This window comes from Rhodothermales bacterium (genome assembly GCA_041391505.1).
Classification (GTDB): Bacteria; Bacteroidota; Rhodothermia; order Rhodothermales; family JAHQVL01; genus JAWKNW01.
In genome coordinates this window covers 133,471-153,981 of the sequence record JAWKNW010000006.1, presented here as the reverse complement: position 1 = coordinate 153,981, position 20,511 = coordinate 133,471, and the positions used below count along the sequence as shown (strand labels likewise).

Annotated in this window: 15 protein-coding genes; 10 read left to right on the top strand and 5 right to left on the bottom strand. The window is 62.3% G+C overall.

The window, feature by feature from the left end; all coding sequences use genetic code 11:
- Positions 1-37 precede the first annotated feature (37 nt).
- From R2834_08440 to R2834_08430, 3 genes are all read right to left on the bottom strand, one after another.
- Positions 38-2,074 (bottom strand): TonB-dependent receptor, encoded by a 2,037-nt coding sequence (locus R2834_08440; protein MEZ4700343.1) that lies wholly within the window; start codon positions 2,072-2,074, stop codon positions 38-40.
- A gap of 182 nt (positions 2,075-2,256) precedes the next feature.
- On the bottom strand, positions 2,257-2,814 hold the full coding sequence (locus R2834_08435; protein ID MEZ4700342.1) for a hypothetical protein: 558 nt from the start codon (positions 2,812-2,814) through the stop codon (positions 2,257-2,259).
- 193 nt (positions 2,815-3,007) lie between these two features.
- Entirely contained in the window at positions 3,008-4,279 is a 1,272-nt protein-coding gene (locus R2834_08430) for a glucose-1-phosphate adenylyltransferase (GenBank protein MEZ4700341.1), read from the bottom strand.
- A gap of 288 nt (positions 4,280-4,567) precedes the next feature.
- Between R2834_08430 and R2834_08425 the strand changes: the two genes are divergently transcribed.
- Positions 4,568-8,233 carry a DUF4175 family protein gene (locus R2834_08425; GenBank protein ID MEZ4700340.1) on the top strand — a complete coding sequence of 1,222 codons (3,666 nt, stop codon included), beginning with the start codon at positions 4,568-4,570 and terminating at the stop codon, positions 8,231-8,233.
- Positions 8,234-8,242: 9 nt separating this feature from the next.
- On the opposite strand, the gene R2834_08420 is transcribed toward R2834_08425, so the two are convergent.
- Positions 8,243-8,668 carry a DCC1-like thiol-disulfide oxidoreductase family protein gene (locus R2834_08420; protein ID MEZ4700339.1) on the bottom strand — a complete coding sequence of 142 codons (426 nt, stop codon included), beginning with the start codon at positions 8,666-8,668 and terminating at the stop codon, positions 8,243-8,245.
- A 311-nt stretch (positions 8,669-8,979) separates the two neighbouring features.
- On the opposite strand from R2834_08420, the gene R2834_08415 reads away from it, so the two are divergent.
- The 9 genes from R2834_08415 (at position 8,980) to R2834_08375 (ending at position 20,098) form a co-directional block, all read left to right on the top strand.
- A complete protein-coding gene (locus R2834_08415) occupies positions 8,980-9,744 on the top strand; it encodes a glycogen/starch synthase (protein ID MEZ4700338.1) in 765 nt (254 codons plus the stop codon).
- A gap of 192 nt (positions 9,745-9,936) precedes the next feature.
- The gene (locus R2834_08410) at positions 9,937-11,100 is read left to right on the top strand and encodes a hypothetical protein (protein MEZ4700337.1); all 1,164 of its coding nucleotides are present in this window, start codon (positions 9,937-9,939) and stop codon (positions 11,098-11,100) included.
- Between the two features lie 37 nt (positions 11,101-11,137).
- Positions 11,138-12,463 (top strand): hypothetical protein, encoded by a 1,326-nt coding sequence (locus R2834_08405; GenBank protein ID MEZ4700336.1) that lies wholly within the window; start codon positions 11,138-11,140, stop codon positions 12,461-12,463.
- A 139-nt stretch (positions 12,464-12,602) separates the two neighbouring features.
- Complete coding sequence (locus R2834_08400; protein ID MEZ4700335.1) at positions 12,603-13,880, top strand: tetratricopeptide repeat protein; 1,278 nt, start codon at positions 12,603-12,605, stop codon at positions 13,878-13,880.
- 114 nt (positions 13,881-13,994) lie between these two features.
- Positions 13,995-15,278 carry a phosphopyruvate hydratase gene (gene eno, locus R2834_08395; protein MEZ4700334.1) on the top strand — a complete coding sequence of 428 codons (1,284 nt, stop codon included), beginning with the start codon at positions 13,995-13,997 and terminating at the stop codon, positions 15,276-15,278.
- A 17-nt stretch (positions 15,279-15,295) separates the two neighbouring features.
- Positions 15,296-15,622 (top strand): septum formation initiator family protein, encoded by a 327-nt coding sequence (locus tag R2834_08390; protein ID MEZ4700333.1) that lies wholly within the window; start codon positions 15,296-15,298, stop codon positions 15,620-15,622.
- A gap of 20 nt (positions 15,623-15,642) precedes the next feature.
- Entirely contained in the window at positions 15,643-16,629 is a 987-nt protein-coding gene (locus tag R2834_08385) for an ROK family protein (GenBank protein MEZ4700332.1), read from the top strand.
- 31 nt (positions 16,630-16,660) lie between these two features.
- Positions 16,661-19,291, top strand: a complete 2,631-nt coding sequence (locus R2834_08380; GenBank protein MEZ4700331.1) for a putative LPS assembly protein LptD — start codon at positions 16,661-16,663, stop codon at positions 19,289-19,291.
- 444 nt (positions 19,292-19,735) lie between these two features.
- Positions 19,736-20,098, top strand: a complete 363-nt coding sequence (locus R2834_08375) for a hypothetical protein (protein MEZ4700330.1) — start codon at positions 19,736-19,738, stop codon at positions 20,096-20,098.
- Here the strand turns inward: R2834_08375 and R2834_08370 are convergent.
- Entirely contained in the window at positions 20,058-20,489 is a 432-nt protein-coding gene (locus R2834_08370) for a GNAT family N-acetyltransferase (GenBank protein ID MEZ4700329.1), read from the bottom strand. The genes R2834_08375 and R2834_08370 overlap by 41 nt on opposite strands.
- Between the last annotated feature and the right edge of the window lie 22 nt (positions 20,490-20,511).

Genomic DNA, 20,511 nt, shown 5'->3' with positions numbered 1-20,511 from the left:
GGCGTGGGAGCAGACGGCAGCCGATGTGAGGTCGCTTCTAGAGCTGGAGTGCGATGCCGGCGGAGATCGTCCGTCCGGGCGCCGGCAGGCCGAGTTGCGGCAGCACGATTTCGTCGGTCAGATTGTCGCCCCGGAGATAAAATTCGGCGTGGCGCGAGGAAAGACCGGGAATCTCGAATCCGTAGCCGGCTTTCAGATCGATCGTCAGCGCCGTAGGCAGCGCGACGAGCGCGTTATCCTCATCGCGCCCGTAAGCCCGGCCGGTGAATTCGCCCTGCACCATCAGCGACAGCCCTTCCTTTCTGCCATATTCCAGCGCCAGCGCGCCCAGGGCTTCCGGCTTCTCGGTGAGCCGAATCGACGTTCCGTCCTCGATGCCGCGCGCATGCATCAGCGCGGCGTGTCCCTCGACCGTCCATAGCGGATTCAGGTCGTAGCGGCCGGCGGCCTCCACGCCATAGACGCGGCTCCCTTCGAGGTTGATGCGCTGACGCAGCCGGCGGCCGTCGACCTCCACGTTATGCTGATCGATCGTGTCGTGGACGCGGTAATGAAAGACGACAAACTCGCCCTGGAATGCTTCCCGATAGGTCGAGACGCCGATTTCCGTGACCACAGACGTCTCCGGTTTCAAGTCGGGATTGAGGAGAAACCGGTTGAGCGCCTCGCCGAAGAGTTCGCGCATCGTCGCAAAACGAACCTTGCGCCCCGCCGAGGCGCGCAGCGTCCAGGCCTCTGAGAGGGCATAAGAGAGCCCGGTGTTCACCGCATAGTCGAGCAGGGGATCGCGCCCCGGCTTGTCACCCGTTTCCGGCGTCGCGATGCCGTCGAGGCTGCCGCCGGCGACGAGCTTCAGCGGCTCGGCGAGGCGGAACGCGAACTCGGCGCCGGCGCTGAAGACATGCTGCCGGTAACGCTGCATCCCGTTGGCGGACACCAGCCGATTTGCATCGTCCCGCGCATAAACGATCTCCTCGTGCAACGACGTCAAACCGTTGAATGCCAGGGTGAGCTGGTGCGGCCCGAGGCTACGCAAGGCCGAGAGCCGGAGCCCGAACGTGTTGTCGCCATCCACCTGCTGCTGCGCCACCTCGGCATAGTCGACCGAACCGAATTGATCGATCGTCTGCCCGAACTGCCCGGTCCACAGCGCACCCTTGACCACCGTCGTCACCCCGATCGGGATCGTCGTATTCAGGATGGCCATGGTGTTATTCCACTCCGGATACCGCCAGAAGCGGACGGAGGCCTCCTCGGGGTCCAGATGGCCCTCCGGGGCGACACCGAACTGTCCCTCGATATGCATCAGGCTCAGACCGGCCTGAATGCCGTTTTTGAACCGGTAATCGGCCTCGCCGAACATGTTCACGAGTTCGCGATCGGTGTTGGTCCGCATCCGGTCGCTGCCCTGGCTGAACGGCGCGAAGGATCGGTCGGCCAGCGGAATCCCGTTTCGCGAGACGTAGCCGGCGGAAACGCCCACATGCAGCGGGCCGCTGTTGTAGAGGTGGCCGATGCCAACCCGCACGTCGTCGAGGCTGCCGTAGTGCCCATCGACGTAGGTTTCGTGGCCGATGTAGTCCAGCTCCCGTGAGGTCACATTGATGACGCCGCCGGAAACGTTGGTGCCATAGAGGATCGAAGGCACCCCTTTGGCAACCGTCATCCCGCCGATCATACCGGTGGGTATCATCTCCAGGTTGAGGCGGTTATCCCACGGTACGTTCATGGATGCCCCGTTAAAAAAGAGGGCGACCTGGCGTTCGCCGGCGCTGCGAAGATAGATCAGGGATTCACCGCGCGAATTGGTCTGGACAAACGCCGCGGGAATCGCGCGCGCAAATTCGGCCACGACCGAGGCATTCTGACGCTCGAGCTGGCGCAGCGCGATCCGCTGAACGGTATAGGTCTCCTGCGGGGCCGACCCATCGGAATTGATGACGATCTCGGCCAGCGCGTGATGCATGAGCGTATCGTTCCTGGCCGGCGACTCCTGCGCAACGGCCGTTGACGCGATGCCGCAGGTCATAAACAGGATGCCGAGAACGAGGGTATGGGCACGGGGTCGAGACATATATTCCAGGCTTCGGAGTATCGGTGATTCAGACAGCAGACAGCGGGCGGAACGGCATTCTCCAAACCGGAATTACCATTGCGTGCCGCGATCCATCTCACAGTCGTCACAGAACGTCAAGATAAAAAGAAAGCCTGCGCGATCGTGATCCCGCAGGCTCCTCATACCAGGAAATTCTGGCGTCAGCCGGTCACGGCGGTATCCAGTTGGAGCCGCGCGCGCTCCAGCGCATAACGCAACTTCTCGTAATACGGCGGGGCGATCTGATAACGGCCGATCTCCTCCGGCATCTCAGCCTGGAACGCATCGCCCATAACGGCTTTCCGCACGTCCATGGCGAGGTCTTCATAACCGATCTGCATCTCGCGCTGTTCGGAAATCATGGCGCCGAGCGTACGATTGAGATCGCGGTATGACGTGGTGAGCCGGCCCAGCGGACCCGTTTTCACCTTCAGCCCGGCAATCACTTCCTCCTGGTGCGCAACGAGCGCGGCATGCCGTTCGAGCTGGGCTTCGAACTGGTGGACAAAGACCTGAAGCCCGGGATTGCCCTGCGCCGCCCGCTGCAGTACCGGCAATTCGTTGCGGGCACTGGCCAGGTCATCCTCGAAAGAGGCCGCCATTTTCGAGATTTCATCATACGTGCCCTGCTCGGTGCCGTCTCCGCCGTAAGTACGGCACGAAGACAGAAGCAACATGACCACGAGGGCCCCGAAAGCAGGAAGGCGATTGGCGTGCATAGGAATTCTTGGATTGGCGATAGGATCTGTACGAGCCGGCCGCGTCGGCATCATGCGGAGCATCGGTTACAAAAGGTCCCGCTTAACGGCCCTGACGGTTTTCCGCTCTAATTCCCGATACTTCACATCGTTTCGGGCCGGCCGCGACTTCGGTTTTTTTTCAATATTGCACTTTCGATTAGATGACCGTCGGTTAGATGACCGTGCCGTCCGGGATGCGCACGTTTTTCGGGATGACCACGATGCCATCCTTGATATAAAACGTGGCGTCGTCTCCTCCTTCTTCGATCCCCGCCCGGTTGGCGATCACGCACCTTGCGCCGATGCTGACATTCTTGTCGACGATCGCGCCTTCGATAAAGGTCTCGTCGCCGATGCCCGGCCGATCGGGCCCCTCGAGGTGCTCCCGTTCGCTAGAATCATGCCAGTGGAAGTAGTCCGCCCCCATGATCACGGAGCGGCGTATCGTCGTCCCCCGCCCGATGTGCGATCGGATGCCGATCACCGAGTCGGAGATGTCGCTGTCGATGATGACGCTGGCCTCTGCAATAATGGAATTCCGGATGACGGCATTCGTAATCTTGGCGTGCGGCAGCGTCCGGACCTCGGTGTACAGCGGCGCATTCGGGTCGTACACGTCGAACTCCGGCTTGGGCGCCGTGAGCATGATATTCGCGTCGTAGAACGACTTGATCGTACCGATGTCGCTCCAGTATCCCTTGAACGGGTAGCTGACGACGTTGCGCTTTTTGATCGCAGTCGGGATGAGCTCCCGGCCGAAGTCATGCCGGCTCTCGTCTTCCGCCAGCAAATCCCGCAGCACATCCTTGTTGAAGATGTAGATCCCCATCGAGGCGAGAAAGACGCGGCCGGCGTCGCGCATGTCGTCGTCTACCGGGCTCTCCTTCCCCGCCAGATCGTAGGGCTTCGGTTTTTCGTAAAACTCGGTGATCCGATGCTTGTCGTCCGTCTTCAGGATGCCGAACCCGGGGGCGTCGTTGGCGTGCACGGGGATCGACGCGATGGTGATATCGGCGCCGTGGTCCTCGTGGTGCTTCAGCATCAGGCGATAATCCATGGTGTACAACTGGTCGCCGGACAGGATGAGCACGTGCGAATGCCTGGACACGCGGGTGTGCATCTGGATGCGCCGCACGGCGTCCGCCGTGCCCTGAAACCAGGACGTCGACATGGGGGTCTGCTCGGCCGCCTGGATCGTCACGAAGCCCCGGTCGAAGCGGTCGAACCGGTAGGCATTCTGGATGTGGCTGTGGAGGCTGGCCGAGTTGAACTGCGTCAGCACGAAGATGCGGTTGATGCCCGAGTTGATGCAGTTCGAGATCGGGATGTCGATCAGCCGAAAACGGCCGGCCAGCGGGACAGCGGGTTTCGATCGTCTGTGGGTGAGCGGGTGCAGCCGGCTGCCGGCCCCTCCGCCCAGAATGACCGCGATGGTTTCGTTCATGACAAGCCTCTGCTTTAGATCCGACGCGTCGCCCGTTCTGGTGGCAAACCTCTGGGGTCCGGGCAGGACATCGAACAATACAACCATACTTCCCTGGTGGGTAGTCGGAATATAGGTAAAGTTGCGCGCAACACAATCCGTGCTTCCCCGCCGCGTTAACCTTTATGAAAGCGCTTCGCTTCATTCTGGAATGCGATATGCTGCCGACCGCCTGAAACCCGGGCCCTGTCCCGTGGTAGAGCATACAGGTTCCATTCTTCTTACCGCGTCGCCGCGCCGGGTATTACCATGAGCGAAAAATCACAGGCCTTGATCACATCGATCCGCGCACGTTTGCAGGCGATCGCTCGCCGGCAGCAACTTGCCGAAATGGCCTGGGGCGGCGTCTTTTTCCTGGGCGCCCTCGCGGCGGTCTGGTTGCTCTCCGTCGCCATCGAGGCCAGCCTCTGGCTCGACACCGCGTTTCGGAAGGCGCTGTTCTGGTCGATCGTGGTCGTGGCGGTCGGGCTGGCCTACTGGTTTATGGTGCGCCCGCTCCTCCGCATGGCCGGCTGGCTCCGCGGCCCGTCCGAAGAGCAGATCGCGCGGGAAATCGGCCGGCGGTTTCCGGAAGTGTCCGACCGGCTCACGAACCTCCTCCAGCTTGCGGCGGGGCGAACGAGTCCGTCTCCCCCCTCGTTCATCGACCATGCCGTCGCCTCCCTGGGCCGCGGCATCGAGCCGGTGCCCATGGAACAGGTGGTCTCGTACGAGCGGGCGAAACGCGCCTCGCGGTTTGCGCTCGTGCCCGTCGCCGGCGTGGTGATCTTCCTCCTCGCCGCCCCCGGCGCCTTTCTGGGCGCATCCCACCGCCTGCTGACCCCCGGGACGCATTTCGACCGGCCGGCGCCTTTTCAGCTGCTCGTCGAACCCGGCGACATCGAACTCATGCGCGGCGACTCGCTGACGATCCGCGCCCGGGCCATCGGCGCGCAACAGCCGGCCGCGGCGTCGATCGAGATGCAGAACCTGTCGGAAGACCTCGTCACGACCGAGACGCTGCGCGCCGATTCGACGTACCGGTACGAGCATCGCCTGCTCAACGTCCGCCACTCGTTTCGCTACCGGCTCCGTGCCGGCGAGGTGACATCCGCCTGGTTCACCGCCGAAATCACCGAACGCCCCCTCGTGCGCTCGATGCAGGTTGGCCTCACGTTCCCCCGCTACGCGCGCATCCCGCCCCAGCGCCTCGACCCCAACGTGGGCGATATCCAGGCGCTGGCCGGCACCCGCGCCGACCTGGAGGTCATCGTGAGCGGGCAGGAGCTGGCCGGCGGCTACATCGTCCACAGCGACGGACAACGCGACACCCTGTCGCTGGACCGCACGGCGGCCGAGGGGGGATTCACGCTCCGCCAGGATGAGACCTACCACCTCTCGTTCGTCGACGCTCGGGGCAACCAGAACAGCGACCCCATCGAATATACAGTGCGCGTCGTCCAGGACGCGCTGCCGAGCGTGATCGTGACGGAGCCGTCCACCGTCTCCGAACTCAACGAGTCACTGGCCACGCAGCTTCGCCTCCGACTGGCGGACGACTTCGGCTTCAGCCGGCTTGCGCTCTATTACCGGCTCGCCGAGTCGCGTTTCGGCGCGCCGGCGGAGACCTTCAGCGCGATTCAGCTCGGCGGCCTCGCACCCTACGAGCTGGACCAGGAGATCGTCCACGGCTGGGATCTTCGGCGCGACACGCCGATCGACCCCGTGCCCGGCGATGTCATCGAATATTATGTCCAGGTCTGGGACAACGACTCGGTCGCCGGCTACAAGAGCACCCGCAGCGCCACGCTCCAGCTGCGCCTCCCCTCGATCGCCGAGCAGTATGAAAAGCTCGACGAAACCGAAGACGCCGCCGAAAGCGACATGGAGGCGATGATGGAAGAGGCGCGCCAGATCCGCGAACAGTTCCAGGAATTGCGCGACGAGCTGCGGACGAAGCAGGAGAGCGACTGGGAGGACCAGCGCCAGCTCGACCAGCTCAAGGAGAAGCAGTCGTCGCTCGAACAGCAGGCGGAAGATCTCAACCAGGCCTTCGAGGAGATGGTCGACCGCATGGAGCAGAACGACCTCGCGTCCGACCGGACGATGGAGATGTATCAGGAGATGCAGAAGGTGGTCGAGGAGATCAATTCGCCGGAGCTGATGGAGGCCCTCAACCAGCTCCAGGAGGCCATGCAGGAACTGAATCTCCAGCAGATGCAGGAATCCCTGCAGAACTTCGAGTTCAACGAGGAGCAGTACCAGCAGCGCCTCGAACGCACGCTCGAACTGTTCAAGCAGATCCGCGTCCAGCAAGACCTCGAGGAGGCCGCCCGACGCGCCGAAGATCTGGCCGAACAGCAGCAGGAAATCCGGGAGAAAACCGCCGAACTGGAGGACCAGCCGACCGACGAGGCGCCGGATGCTGAAAACGCCGAGTCCGAGAATCCTGAGGACGCCGGCGAAAAGGCGGATGGCGAGCCCCGGGAAGGTGAAGAGCCCGCCGAAGGCGAACAACAGGACCCGCAGCAGGGCGAACAGCAGGACTCTCAGGGCGAGCAGCAGGATCAGCAGGGCGAACAGCAGGACCCTCAGCAGGGCGATCCGCAGGAAAACGGCGAACAGAACCCCTCGCAGCAGGAACAGCAGCAGGCCGGCGAGCCGTCGACGCCCCAGGAGCAGCTCGCGAAGCAGCAGGAGATGTCCAGCGAGGAAATGCAGCAGCTGGAGCAGCTCCTCGAGCAGATCAAGGAGCGCATGGACGAGCTCAAACAGGCTCCCACCGACGAGATGCAGCAGCTCAATGAGCAGGTGCAGGAAGAACAGCTCCCGCAGCAGATGCAGCAGAACGCCGAACAGCTGCGCCAGAACCAGCTCAACCAGGCCCAGCAGCAGCAGCAGCAAATGCAGCAGCAGTTACAGCAGATGCAGCAACAGCTCCAGCAGATGCAACAGGGCATGGAAGGCTCCCAGATCCAGATCAACATCGCCGCGCTCCGGCGCGCCCTGAGCGATATCCTCACGCTGTCGCAGGAGCAGGAAGATCTGATCAACGCGGTACGCGATCTGTCGCCGGACAGCCCGGCGCTACGCCAGTTCTCCCAGGCGCAGGTCGAGCTCGGCGAGGGCGCGGCGGTCGTGAGCGACTCGTTGCAGAAGCTGGCGAAAGATATCCCCCACATGACCCGCGAGGTGCAGCAACAGGCCGGCGAGGCGCTGCGCGCCATGACCTCCGCCACCGACGCCATGGCCGAGCGGATGTCCGGCCAGGCCGCGGCGCATCAGAAGAGCGCCATGATGCATCTCAACGAACTCGCGCTCCTGCTCTCCGACCTGCTCGATCAGATGATGAACATGCAGAGTTCGGGCTCGGGCAGCGGCATGTCGATGCAGCAGATGACCGAGCAGCTACAGAACGCCGCCCAGCAGCAACAGCAGCTGAATCAGCAGATTCAGCAGATGCTCAACCAGATGCAGGGCAACCGGCTTTCACAGGACATGCAGGAGCGGCTCCGGCAGATGGCGGCCCAGCAGGAGTCCATACGATCGGAAGTCAAGAGCCTGAGCCGCAACCCGGAGCTGCGCGGCAAGATGATGGGCGATCTCAACAAGATCGCGGAGCAGATGGAAGAGACGATCCAGGAGCTGCAGCGCGCCCAGCCGGGCCGGCGGACCCTGGAGCGGCAGCAGCAGATCCTCAGCCGCATGCTCGACGCCACCCGCTCGATGCAGGAGCGAGGACGCGAAAACAAGCGCGAGGGACGTATCGGGGAATCCACGCCGCGCGACAGTCCTACTGCCCTGCCGGCCTCCCAGGAAGCCGAATCCCTGCGCAAGGCGCTGATCGAAGCGCTCGAAAGCGGCTACTCGGCCGATTACGAGGAGCTGATCAAACGGTACTTCGAGTTGCTGCAGCAAACGGCCGGCGAGAACTGAGCGCCTGGCTTAGTCCTCGAGCACGGGATCCTCGACGAACCGGCTGCGAAGGTCCGGCGTGGGGATGCGGCAGGATTCGGTGCGCCCGAACCAGCGGTACCGGTTACGGGCGATCCAGTCGTACACCGCGTCGCGGATGGGACGCGGGATGACGATCGCCGCGTAAAGCATCGGCCACAGGGCCGGCATGCGTCGCGCGATGCGCAGCGCGGCGGTGGAACGGCTGTAGCAGCGTCCGTTTTCGACGAGCACGATGCTATCCAGCGTGCCCGATTCGCGCCCGCACCGCGCCAGGGCCGGCGCCGCCGCGTCCGATTGCAAGGCCGCGAACTTGAAATACCCCGCCTCGTCCCGATCGATCACGAAGTTGATCGATCCGTTGCACAGGTTGCAGACCCCGTCGAACAATACCAGCGCGTTCGGAGAACCCGGCATTCCGGGAAAAAGGGCGTCAGAATCCGATCCGTTCACAGGTCACCTCTCATTGGTTCGAGACCGCTTATTCGGCGATGATCAGAGGGTTCTACGCCCCCCATAAGCCGCGGATTCATAGCGGAACGCGCCGTCTTGTTTCTCATTGAGTAAAAAACTTGTCTTGAAAACGCTTTTTCAGTACCTTTGTGCTCGTTCTCGTCGGCCGGATTCCGGCACGCCGCTGTAGCGATGCAGACGGGTCCCCACCAAATAGGCCTTTCGAGCCTGTAGCCTTTCTGTCAACCCCAACACACAGAAGTTAGCCATCTTATATGAGGATCTTATTTGTATCTGAAGAGGTCGCTCCTTTTGCCAACGCTACAGAAATAGCTCAAATCGCACGCCATATCCCGGAGCAGCTGCAGGAATCCGGGGACTTTGAAGTACGGATCATGATGCCCCGTTACGGCCTCATCAGCGAGCGCAAGAATCGGCTGCACGAGGTCATCCGCCTGTCGGGGAACGATATCCGTATCAATGGCCAGAAAGAACCCCTCAAGGTCAAGGTAGCCTCGATCCCGGGCATCCGGTTGCAGGTCTACTTCATGGACAACACGAACTTTTTCAAGCGGAAAGGGATCTTGTCGGACCGTGAAGGCGGGGTGTTTGACGACAACGCCGAGCGAGCCTACTTCTTTTCGCGCTCCGTCCTCCAGACGATCCGAAATCTGGGATGGCAGCCCGATATCGTCCATTGCCTGGGCTGGCTGAGTTCGCTCACTCCGCTGCTGCTTCGCACCGAGTTCGCCGAAGATCCGATCTTCGCCAAGGCCCGCAGCGTGTACACCCCGGGCGTCGATTCCCCCGACAACCCGGTAAACACCGCGTTCCTGTCCGAACTGGCGTATCCGGATGGAATCCCGGGCCCCAGCCTCAGCCTGATCGACCTGGGCAGCCGGATTGCCGACATGACCATCCACCCCCCTTCCGCCAATGGCTCGGCCAAAGGGGGCATTCAGTTCGTTCCGGACCTCGACGGCCTGAAGGAACAGGCGGCTCAGCTCTATGAACAGGTTTTGAATGAAGTGGTCGTTTGAAACCTGCCACCCGTTCACGCATTGACATCTCCCGAAAACCCCAGGGGCCCACCTCTGGGGTTTTTCGCGAAACGAAGATCACGGCATACGATTTACCCACCTCCTTCGTTACTACCACACACCCTACGCGTCGCTCCTGCCGGACGCGGCCCCTTTTATAAGTAACCTGGCGGTGAAAACCCGCCATCACGCATGGTTTCTTTTCGACCGATCTACCTTGCCGTCGTGCTGGGCGCCGGAATCGTTATGCTGAGCGCTTGCGAAGACCCCTCAGCCGTTGGCCTGGACCTCGTGGGTACCGATGGCGGCGTTCCCGTCGTTCAACGCGTCGAATTCGGTCAGTTCACGACGGCTCCGGTGGATGGCGTTGTGGAAAATGCCACCGTCATGCTCGCCGGCGATGTGAATGACCCCGTTGTCGGACGCATGAACGCTGTCGGCTACATCGACTTCCTCGAAAACCTCGTGTTGACCCAGGCCTACAAGGACGGCCCGATCGACGGCCTGCTCCTCCGCCTCGAAAAGGCCAGCGTCTACGGCGACACGTCCCAGACGATGACGTTTGCGCTGCATGAGGTGCTGGACGAATTCACGACTACCGGCATGACGCCGGAGAACCTGCCGCCCGTCGGCCCCGAGATCCTGCAGTTCTCCATGCAGCCCAACGACGACGTGGTCCTGATCCCGCTGCCGGCCAGCTTTTACGAGGCCGAACGGGACACCACCTTCCGGAGCACGACGTTCGGACAATCCTTTCACGGCTTCCAGATCCGCCCGGTGTCCGGCAGCGCCATCATCGGGTTTTACGACACCATCACGTCCCAATCCAATCTTCGCGGCATCGTAGGCACCGACACCGTCACCTTCCTCGCGACGAAAGGGCTTTCCGCCTACACGCGCGTAGATTCGGTCGCTGTGCCGCCCGGCCTCACCGTCCTCCAGCAAGGAATCGGCCCCAACCTGCTGTTCGACTTCGACGTGAACGCGTTCGAAGGGCAGTCCATCAATCGCGCCGCCCTGGAGATCACGATGGACACCCTGGTTTTCGCGAACGATCCGCCGGGTTTCGTGCGACCCGAGCTGGAGAGCCTGGTGCTGTACGGCGTCATTCCCGACCAATCGCCGGTCATCCTGGCCGTCGGCGCGATGCGGGATGACGATGTCACGATGGATTTTACCTCCCCGACATTCCGGCAGGCGCTGCAAAGCATCCTCCTGGGCGCCGATCCTTTCGATCACTACGAGCTTCGGTTCCTCACGACAACGGGCAACACGCTCGACACGATCGTCCTGCACGACACGTCGTCCGTCTCGAATCCGCCCCGGCTGTTTGTGACCTCCACCCCGCTGAACTGATCGCACGCCTCCTTCCGCACCGTTCGCTCGCATGTTTATGTCGCTTTCCTCGATCTCGTCCTTCAGCCGCTTCGGTCTCGTAATCGGCCTCGCGCTGGGCGCCTTGTGCGTTCCGGGCGCCGCCCGGGCCCAGCAGAACAGCGACGGCTCCGTTTATTCCCGCTTCGGGCTGGGCGAACTGTACACGAACGGCTCCTCCCAGGTCCAGGCGATGGGCGGCGGCGGCACGGCGCTTTCGAGCTTCAACTACGTCAACCTCGCCAATCCAGGCTCGTGGGCGGATCAGGTGATCACCCGGCTCGCCGGCGGCGTCACGTTCCAGGGGCTCGACATTGAAGACGCCTCCGGGACGAGCAGCCGGCTGAATTCGAGCCTGCTCGGAGCCTTTCAGTTCAGCTTCCCGATGAAACAGGGCAAGATGGGCTTCGTGGCCGCCTTTACCCCGTATTCGCGCGTCGCGCACAGTGTATTGCGCAACCAGGTGATCATCGACGATCCCACCCTCACCGACCCCGCCGCCTACAGCATCCGGTTTGAGGGCAGCGGCGGGTTGCAGACGATCACCACGGGCATCGGCTACCGGGTCAACAAAAACGTCAGCCTCGGCGGCGCCGTCAATTTCAACTTCGGCATCCTGCAGGAATCCCGGTTCACCGAGTTCAATTCGGGCGACTTTGCCTCCACGCGCCTCAACCTCTCCACGCGTCTCGCCGGCTTTTCGGGCTCGCTGGGCGGACTGTTCACGTTCCGCGAGCTGACGTCCGACCAGGACGCCATCACCGTAGGTATCAGCCTGTCCACGCGGACGCGGCTCGATGGCACGCAGACGGTGACGACGGGCTCCGCCGCCGAACCGGACACCCTCGGTACGCCGGTCGATGGTAAACTCAACGTCCCGTTGCGGGCCAACATGGGTCTGGCGTATTACCTGAACCGGCGCTGGACATTCGTGGTGGATGGGACGATCGAGCCCTGGGATCAACTCGACGGCGACCTCGCGCTGGCCGGCTTTTCGCCCGACGGCGCCTCGCTGCTCGACAAACGGACCCGTTTTTCGGCCGGCCTGGAGTTCATGCCCACCGTCAATCCCCTGGATCCGTACTTTAAACGAGCCGCCTACCGTCTAGGCGGGTATACAGATTCAGGATACGTGGTCCCGCAAACCGGCGTGAGTTTCAAGACAATGGCCCTCACGGGGGGTCTGAGCCTGCCCACCCTGTTCCCCGGCACGCACATTGATATCGGGTTTGAGGTAGGCCGGCGAGGCAACACGGACTTCGGTTATGTCCGAGAATCATTTTACAAGATCATTGTAAACATGAATATCGGCGAACGGTGGTTCGATCGTCGGAAACTCGGTTGAGGTCTACTTGTCTTTTGTGTATACTTCTACGCTTCGCCACCGCGAAACCCTAACGAAAAACGGTCAGATGAACCAAACGGAACGACGCAATACCGCTCACTGGGTAGGCCTCTTAGCCGCGCTTGTGCTGGGCGGAACGATGCAAACGCCGGCTCTCGCGCAGGAATGCTCGGATCCGCCCGATGCAAACGAACAGGCGATGAACTACAGCCTGTACTGGGAATCCTTCAAGAACAAGGACTATGCGTCCTCGCTGCCCTACTTGAAGTGGATCCTCAAATGCGCCCCCGCCTACCAGGGCCCCGGCAAGTTGACGGACAAGAACTTCGAGCGCGCCGAACAGCTTTATGAGGCGCTTGCCGCCGAAGCTTCGGACCAGGCCATGGTCCGTGCCCTCCTGGATACCGCCCTGTATTACTTCGACACGGCGCCGGCCGTGCTGCAGGAAGTAGGCGCCGATTTCAGCGAAGCGGAATGGATCCTGAACAAGGGCCGCTTCATCCAGAAACACGCGGCCGAACTGCCCGACCTCCAGGGCGAAGTGGGCGGACTGTACCGCAGCGTGTATGAGACCGAGCCGTCCTTGCTCAGCCCGCGTCCCTACTACATCAACGTGATCATCACCGACTTCGCCAGCCAGGACATGAAGCAGGAGGCGATCGACTTCATGGAGAACGTCGAATCGCAGTTCGGTGACGACGCCGAAACGATGCAGATCGTGGCCGACTGGCGCAACCGCCTCTTCGACAACCCCGAAGAGCGGATGGCCTTCCTGGAAACGCAGCTGGAGAAAAACCCGGGCGATGAGAAGATCATCGACGAGTTGATCGACATCTACAAGGAGCTGGAGGAGCGCGACAAGCTCTTCGGCATGCTCGAGCAGATGCTCGACGTGTCGCCCTCGGCGAAGGTGCTCATGGAGATCGGCGTCATGAAGCTGGAAGACGGCGACGCTTCCGAGGCCATCGATTACCTCGAGCGCGCGCTTTCCGGCGCCGACGGCCCGCAGTATGGCCGCGAGATCAACTACAACCTCGGCATCGCCGCCCAGCAGCTCGAGCAGTACGCCCGCGCGCGCACCTACTACCGCCGCGCGCTGCAGGAAGACCCGTCGTTCGGCCGCGCCATCAAGGCGATCGGCGATCTGTACGCCAGCGCCATCCGCGAGTGCGGCGGCAACATGGAACGCAAGGACCGCGCGGTGTACTGGCTCGTCGTCGACTACATGGAGCGGGCCCGCCAGGCCGACTCCTCGCTGTCCGCGACGGTCAACAGCGCGATCCGGACCTATCAGCCGCTCTTCCCGACGGCCGAAGACCTCTTCTTCGAGTCCTGGAAACCCGGAGACACCTACATGGTTAATCAAGGGTGCTATTCCTGGATCAACGAATCAACAAAAGTTCGATCGCCGAATTGATCACCTTTTGTAGAAAATAGGTACCTTACAGCCGGTGTGTTTTGAGACCGCCGGCTGTTTTTTTATGCCCTGTTCATCCAGTATCATTCACCGCCAAGACGCATTAACCTTCACATGCCAACGATTGATAGTATCCGTGCGCGCCAGATCCTCGACAGCCGAGGCAACCCGACCGTAGAAGTCGATGTCATCACGGAAGAAGGCGTGCTCGGCCGCGCCGCGGTTCCGAGCGGCGCCTCGACAGGTATCCATGAAGCCGTCGAACTCCGCGACGGCGACAAGTCCAAATACCTGGGCAAAGGGGTATTGAAGGCCGTTGCCAACGTGAACGATGTGATCGAGTCTGAACTGGCCGGCTGGAGCGTCTTCGAGCAGAAGCAGATCGATGCGCGGCTGATCGAACTCGACGGCACCGAGAACAAGGGCCGGCTCGGCGCCAACGCCATCCTCGGCGTATCGCTCGCCGTCGCCCGCGCCGCAGCGGATACGCTCGGGCTCCCCCTCTACCGGTACATCGGCGGCGCCAATGCCTCCCGCCTGCCGGTGCCGATGATGAACATCATCAACGGCGGACATCATGCCGACAACACGGTCGACATGCAGGAATTTATGATCATGCCGGTCGGCGCCGCCAGCTTCAGCGAAGGCCTGCGCATGGGCGCGGAGACCTTCCACCAGCTCAAGCAGGTCCTGAAGAAAAAAGGCTATAACACGGCGGTCGGCGACGAAGGCGGCTTCGCCCCGGATCTCCGCTCGAACGACGAGGCGATCGAGGTCATCCTCGAGGCCGTCGAAAAAGCCGGTTTCAAGGCCGGCAAGGACATCTTCATCGCGCTGGATCCCGCGTCGAGCGAGATGTACAAGGATGGCGCCTACCTCTTCTGGAAAAGCGACCCCAACAAGCGGCGCTCGTCGGAGGACATGGTGGCGTTCTGGAGCGGCTGGGTAAATCAGTACCCGATCATCTCCATCGAAGACGCCATGGCCGAAGACGACTGGGACGGATGGCGCATGCTCACCGAAGCCGTGGGCGACAAGGTCCAGCTCGTCGGCGACGACCTCTTCGTCACGAACACGCGCCGGCTCCAGCGCGGCATCGACGAAGGCTGCGCGAACTCGATCCTGATCAAGCTCAACCAGATCGGCACGCTGACCGAGACCCTCGAAGCCATCGAGCTGGCGCAGCACCACAAGTTCACGGCGATCATCAGCCATCGCTCCGGGGAAACGGAGGATGCGACCATCGCCGACCTGGCGGTGGCGACCAATGCCGGACAGATCAAAACCGGCTCCGCCAGCCGCAGCGATCGCCTCGCGAAATACAACCAGCTCCTGCGCATCGAGGAGGATCTGGGCTCGGCCGCCACGTATCCCGGCGCTCGCGCGTTTAAATTCTAACACAACCCCGATCTGTCATGCGTCCCTTCACCGCTCTGCGATCGCTCCTCGCCTCGACGTTCGAAACCCCCAGGTCGCGCCGCAACGCCGTCATCGCCGGCGTGTCGTTCGTGCTGATCTGGGTGACGTTCTTCGATAGCCACAGCCTGCTCCGCCGGGCACGGTGGCAGATGGAGTATCGCGCCCTGGTGGAAGAAAACGCGCGTTTGCAGGTAGAGATCGACTCGGTCAGTTCGGCCATCGAGGCCGGACTGACCGACGAAATCGTCGAACAGATCGCGCGCGAAGAGTACGGCATGCGCCGCCCCGGCGAAACGGTGTATCGCATCAAGGAAACCGAATAGACGCTTCCCACGCGGTGTACATGAATACGTTCGCTGTTGGCATTGATCTGGGCGGCACGATGATCAAGGCCGCGCTCGTGGAGCGCGGTCAGGGCATCCGTGAACTCGTTTCTGTCGATACACGCGCCGAGGAAGGCCCGGAGCCGGTCATCGACCGCATCGCCGATCTGGTGCGCCGGCTCTCCGCGGCGGCCTCGCCGGATGCCATCAGCGGTATCGGCATCGGCGCCCCCGGTGCCGTAAACTGGGCGCGCACATCGGTGAGCCGCGCGCCCAACCTGCCCGGCTGGGACGTCATCAACCTTCAGACCGCGCTGCAGAGCCGGCTCGGAACGGACTTTCCGGTGATCGTCGAAAACGACGCGAATGTAGCGGGACTCGGGTCGGCGCATTACGGCGCCGGGCTGCCGTTCGATTCGTTCATTCTCGTCACGCTCGGCACCGGCGTTGGCGGCGCCATCATCTATCAGAATACCATTTTCCGGGGCGCCACGGGCGGAGCCGGCGAAATCGGTCATATGACGATCGATTACGAAGGCCCCTTCGATCGTTCCGGCGTCGCCGGCGCCATCGAGGCGTATCTCGGGCAGCGATTCCTGTCGCGACACGCGCGGTACCAGTTGCTCAACCGGCCGGACAGCACGATCCATCGCATGACCGGCGGTGACCTGGAGAAGATAACGCCCAAAATGCTGCACGAGGCCGCTGTCGCAGGCGACACCGATGTGCAGGCCGTGCTGGCCTGGGCGGGGCACAAGCTGGGATGCGTGCTCGGCTCGGCAATAAATCTGCTCGACATCCGTAAAGTGATTGTGGGCGGCGGCGTGTCCGCAGCCGGCGATTATATCCTGAAGCCGGCGTATGAATCCATGGTACGTTTTGTGATGCCGGGCCTGCGGGATGGATTGGAAATCATCAGAGAACACCTCGGCAATGAAGTCGGCATGCTCGGCGCAGCGCATCTCGTGTTCGAGTATCACGACGAACACCGCAAGACGTCTTCCTGACGGACGTCGCCGTGCGGGCTGGCCTGCCGACGTGCTGCGGCGCCGAAACGTCTTTCTCCTCTTCGCGCTCCTCTCCCTGTGGGCGGTCGCGCCGCGTCGCGCCCATGCCCAGTCGGCGGACGCCGGCGATCTGAAGAACACCGTCGAAACCAAAGCCGACTCGCTGGTCCTCTTTTTCGGCGAAAAAGGCGGCGATCGGGGCGTGCTCTATGGAAGCGCCGCCGTCACCTACGGCGATGTCCAGCTCGATGCCGGAACGATCGAAATCCTGTTCGACCTCGACGAAATGCGGGCGCACGGCACCCCATCGGACACCGGCATGGTCGGCCGGCCGCAGTTCAAGTCCGGCGAGGAGACGTTCCAGGGAGACCAGATGGCCTTCAACATGCGGACCGAGCGGGGGCGCGTCGCCAACGCCGAAACCGTCTACGACGACGGCCACATCCGGGGCGGCGTCGTCAAGCTGACCGAGGACAGCACGGCCTATATCCGCAACGGACTCTACACCACGTGTGAGTGCACGGAAGATCCTTCCTATTCCCTGCGATCCAGGAAGATGAAGGTCGTCGATCAGACCAAGATCTTCACCGGGCCCATCCAGTTGTTTCTCTTCAACATCCCCACGCCCGTCTGGCTGCCGTTCGGATTCCTGCCGGCCCAGAACTCGCGGCGAAGTGGGCTCCTCGCCCCCACCTATGGTGAGGACGAGCTTGGATTTTACCTGAGGGACCTCGGCTGGTATTTCGTGCTGAGCGACTACATGGACCTCCAGCTTCGCGGCGGGCTGTGGACGAGCGGAAGCTGGCAGGGCAGTTCGCTGTTCCGCTACAACCGGAGGTACCGGTACAGCGGCCAGTTGCAGCTGGACTTCGCCCGGCAACGCAACGGCGAGAAGAACGACCCCGGCTTCGCGGTTCGTAACAGCAGCTCCTTTCGGTGGAGCCACAATCAGACCATCAACCCGTCGACGTCGCTCAATGGCGACATCAACCTGACGACCGCCGGCTACCTGCGCACCATCTCCGAGCAATACGACGACCGCGTGTCGCAAACGATCTCGTCGAGCATGCGCTTCACCAAGCGATGGGCCTCGACCGGGCGGTCGCTCAACCTGAGCCTCTCGCAGCGCCAGGTGCTCGACACCGACGCCGCCAACCTGCGCCTGCCCTCGCTCACCTTCTCGCAGAACTCGCGGAAGCCGTTCGCCAGCGAACGCCGGGCGCCGGGGACCCGGGAGCAGTGGTACGAAAAGATCACGTACACCTACAACTTCTCGCTGGACAACAGCTTCGACTTCCGTCCGCGATCGGACCAGCAGCTGCTGGCCGCCGGCGACACCTCGGCCCTCGATATCACCTGGATCGACGCCCTGTTCGATATCGACAAATACCAGCGCGCCACCGGCCAGGATGAGCCCTTCGACTTCAAGGCCAGCAACCGCATCCCGATTTCAGCGACCTTCTCGTCGAGCAAGTTCAGCCTCAACCTGACCCCCAACTTCAACTATACCGAGGACTGGTACATCAGCACGCAGCGCCGCGGGTTCGAACTCCAGCCCGACTCGACGCAGCGCCTGGTCACCGCCGCCCAGCCGGGCTTTTTCGCGCTGCGCCAGTTCTCGTCCGGCATCTCCGCCAACACGACCATTTACGGGCTTTTCCCCCTGCACGTCGGCGCGTTCAGCGGCGTCCGCCACACCGTCCGCCCGACACTGTCTTTCACCTACCGCCCGGATTTCGGCGCCGATTTCTGGGGATATACCCGGTCCTACCTCGACCAGAACGACAACGAGATCGAATACGGCATCGTGAACGGCGTCCAGCAGGGTTTGCAGCAGGCGCTTTCCTTCTCGCTCGGCAACACGTTCGAAGCGAAGCAGGTGACGATCGATTCGACGGGAGCGGACCGCAGCAAGGTCGTCAAGCTCTTCAACCTGGACGGCACCGCCAGCTACAACTTCGCGGCCGACTCGCTGAAGATGTCGAACATCGGGATCAGCGGGCGGACGAGTCTGCTGAACAACAACCTCAACCTGAACGCGCGCGCCACCTACTCTCCGTATCGCCTCAATGCGGAGGGCACGCGTGTCGTCGACGAGTTCATCTTCGACCCGAAGCGGCTCAAACTCGCGCGCCTGACCAGTCTGTCCATGACGGCCAACACCTCGTTTCGCAGCAAGACGGGCAAGCCCGGCCGGCCGCTCGAGACCAGCCGCGCGACCATGGCCGGCGACCGGGGCGGATTTGCCGGCAACCCCGCATCCCGCATCGGCGCCAGCATCCTGAACCCCACGGGCGACTATGTCGACTTCAACATCCCGTGGACGCTCTCGATGGACTTCACCTACGGTATCCAGAAGCAGACCTCGAACCTGACGCGCAACATCACGCTCAATGCCCGGTTCGATTTCAGCCTGACGCCCAACTGGAAAGTGCAGGGGCGCACCGGGTACGACTTCGAGCGCAAGGAGGCCGTAACGACCAATATCAGTTTCTTCCGGGATTTCGAGTGCTGGCAAATGTCCCTGAGCTGGGTCCCCTTCGGCCGGTACCAGTCGTTCGGGTTCAATCTGCAGGTCAAGAGCGGCCAGCTCAAGGATTTCCTCCGTATCCGTCAGCCGAGATCGGATGTGAGCGGCCGATTCGACGGATTGCTGAACTGATCGCAGCGCATCCGCCGGCTCGCGCTGCGTGCCTTCCTTTCATGCCGGGCCGCGTCTTTTTGGAATGCCATTTGTTGGCGTAGTCGTTTTTACCCGCACGACGATGAGCCTCCGGCGCATGGGCACCAGTCCCTTTCGTACCCTCCGCCCGACGCATCTCCAACATTAATTAGAATCCGGTTAGACTACCCGCAGCCCTCATTCCTTCCTGCTGTTTCGCCCGTGCTACTCCCGGAGTACCAGAAAACTGGTCGTGCCGGCGTAGCCCGAACTCTCAAATAAATCGTACATCTACAGAAGTTCGCGGCATTCCGTTCGATGCCGGGATCACTGACCCGTAGATGCTGCGATTTCCCCCGGTGCAGCGCTACGTTCACAGATAGATCGATTATTCCGCGCTGACGCCCTCCTCAAGGTCACGTATCATAGATTGGAGCCGAATCCATGACCTCTGCTCGCCCCTTGTTTGCCCGACTCGCCCGTTACTTCACCCTCCTCTTCCATCGGTCGCTCACCGATCGCCAGATCGCCGGCTTCCTCGCCGAACTCTTCGAGAGCGACATGGAGCACACCCAGGCTGAGGCGCTTCGTTTTTATGTAAAGCGCCGGATCGTGACGATCTACGGTACCCTCTACCGCGCGATGGATCACGAACACGTCATCAAACTCACGGCACGCATTCCCGGGCTGGAGGCCATCGTCGATCGCATCAACGTGGTGGAGGATGTGCATCGCGAGGAATTGAATGCGCGCGTCGTACTGCTGCTCAACGACACATACGCGCCCAGCCATTTGTTACCCGCGTAAAGCCGAGGTGCTGGTAAAATCCGGCGGAGATTTCGGCGTCGCGCAGCATCAGCTCGGTCCCTTTGCACGCCTCGACCACGGCCTGCACCATCGCCTTGCCCACGCCGATACGCTGCACGTCCGGCTCGACCACCAGGTCGCACAGGAAGCTGAACAGTTCGCCGTCCGTCAGCACGCGGGCCAGGCCGACCAGCTGCCCGTTGAGCCAGGCCGTGAGCACGAGCGTCGAGTTTTCGTACGACTTCCAGATTGCGGCCGGATCGGTGACCTCGCGCTGCAGCGGTCCCCGGCGAAACAGCGTGACGATGCGCGCCGGTGTGAGGCCATCCAGGCCGCGACGGATTTGCAGATCGGCGATGTCTTTACTGAGTGTGCTGTACGGGGCGAGCATGGCAAGGGAGTCTGGTGGAATG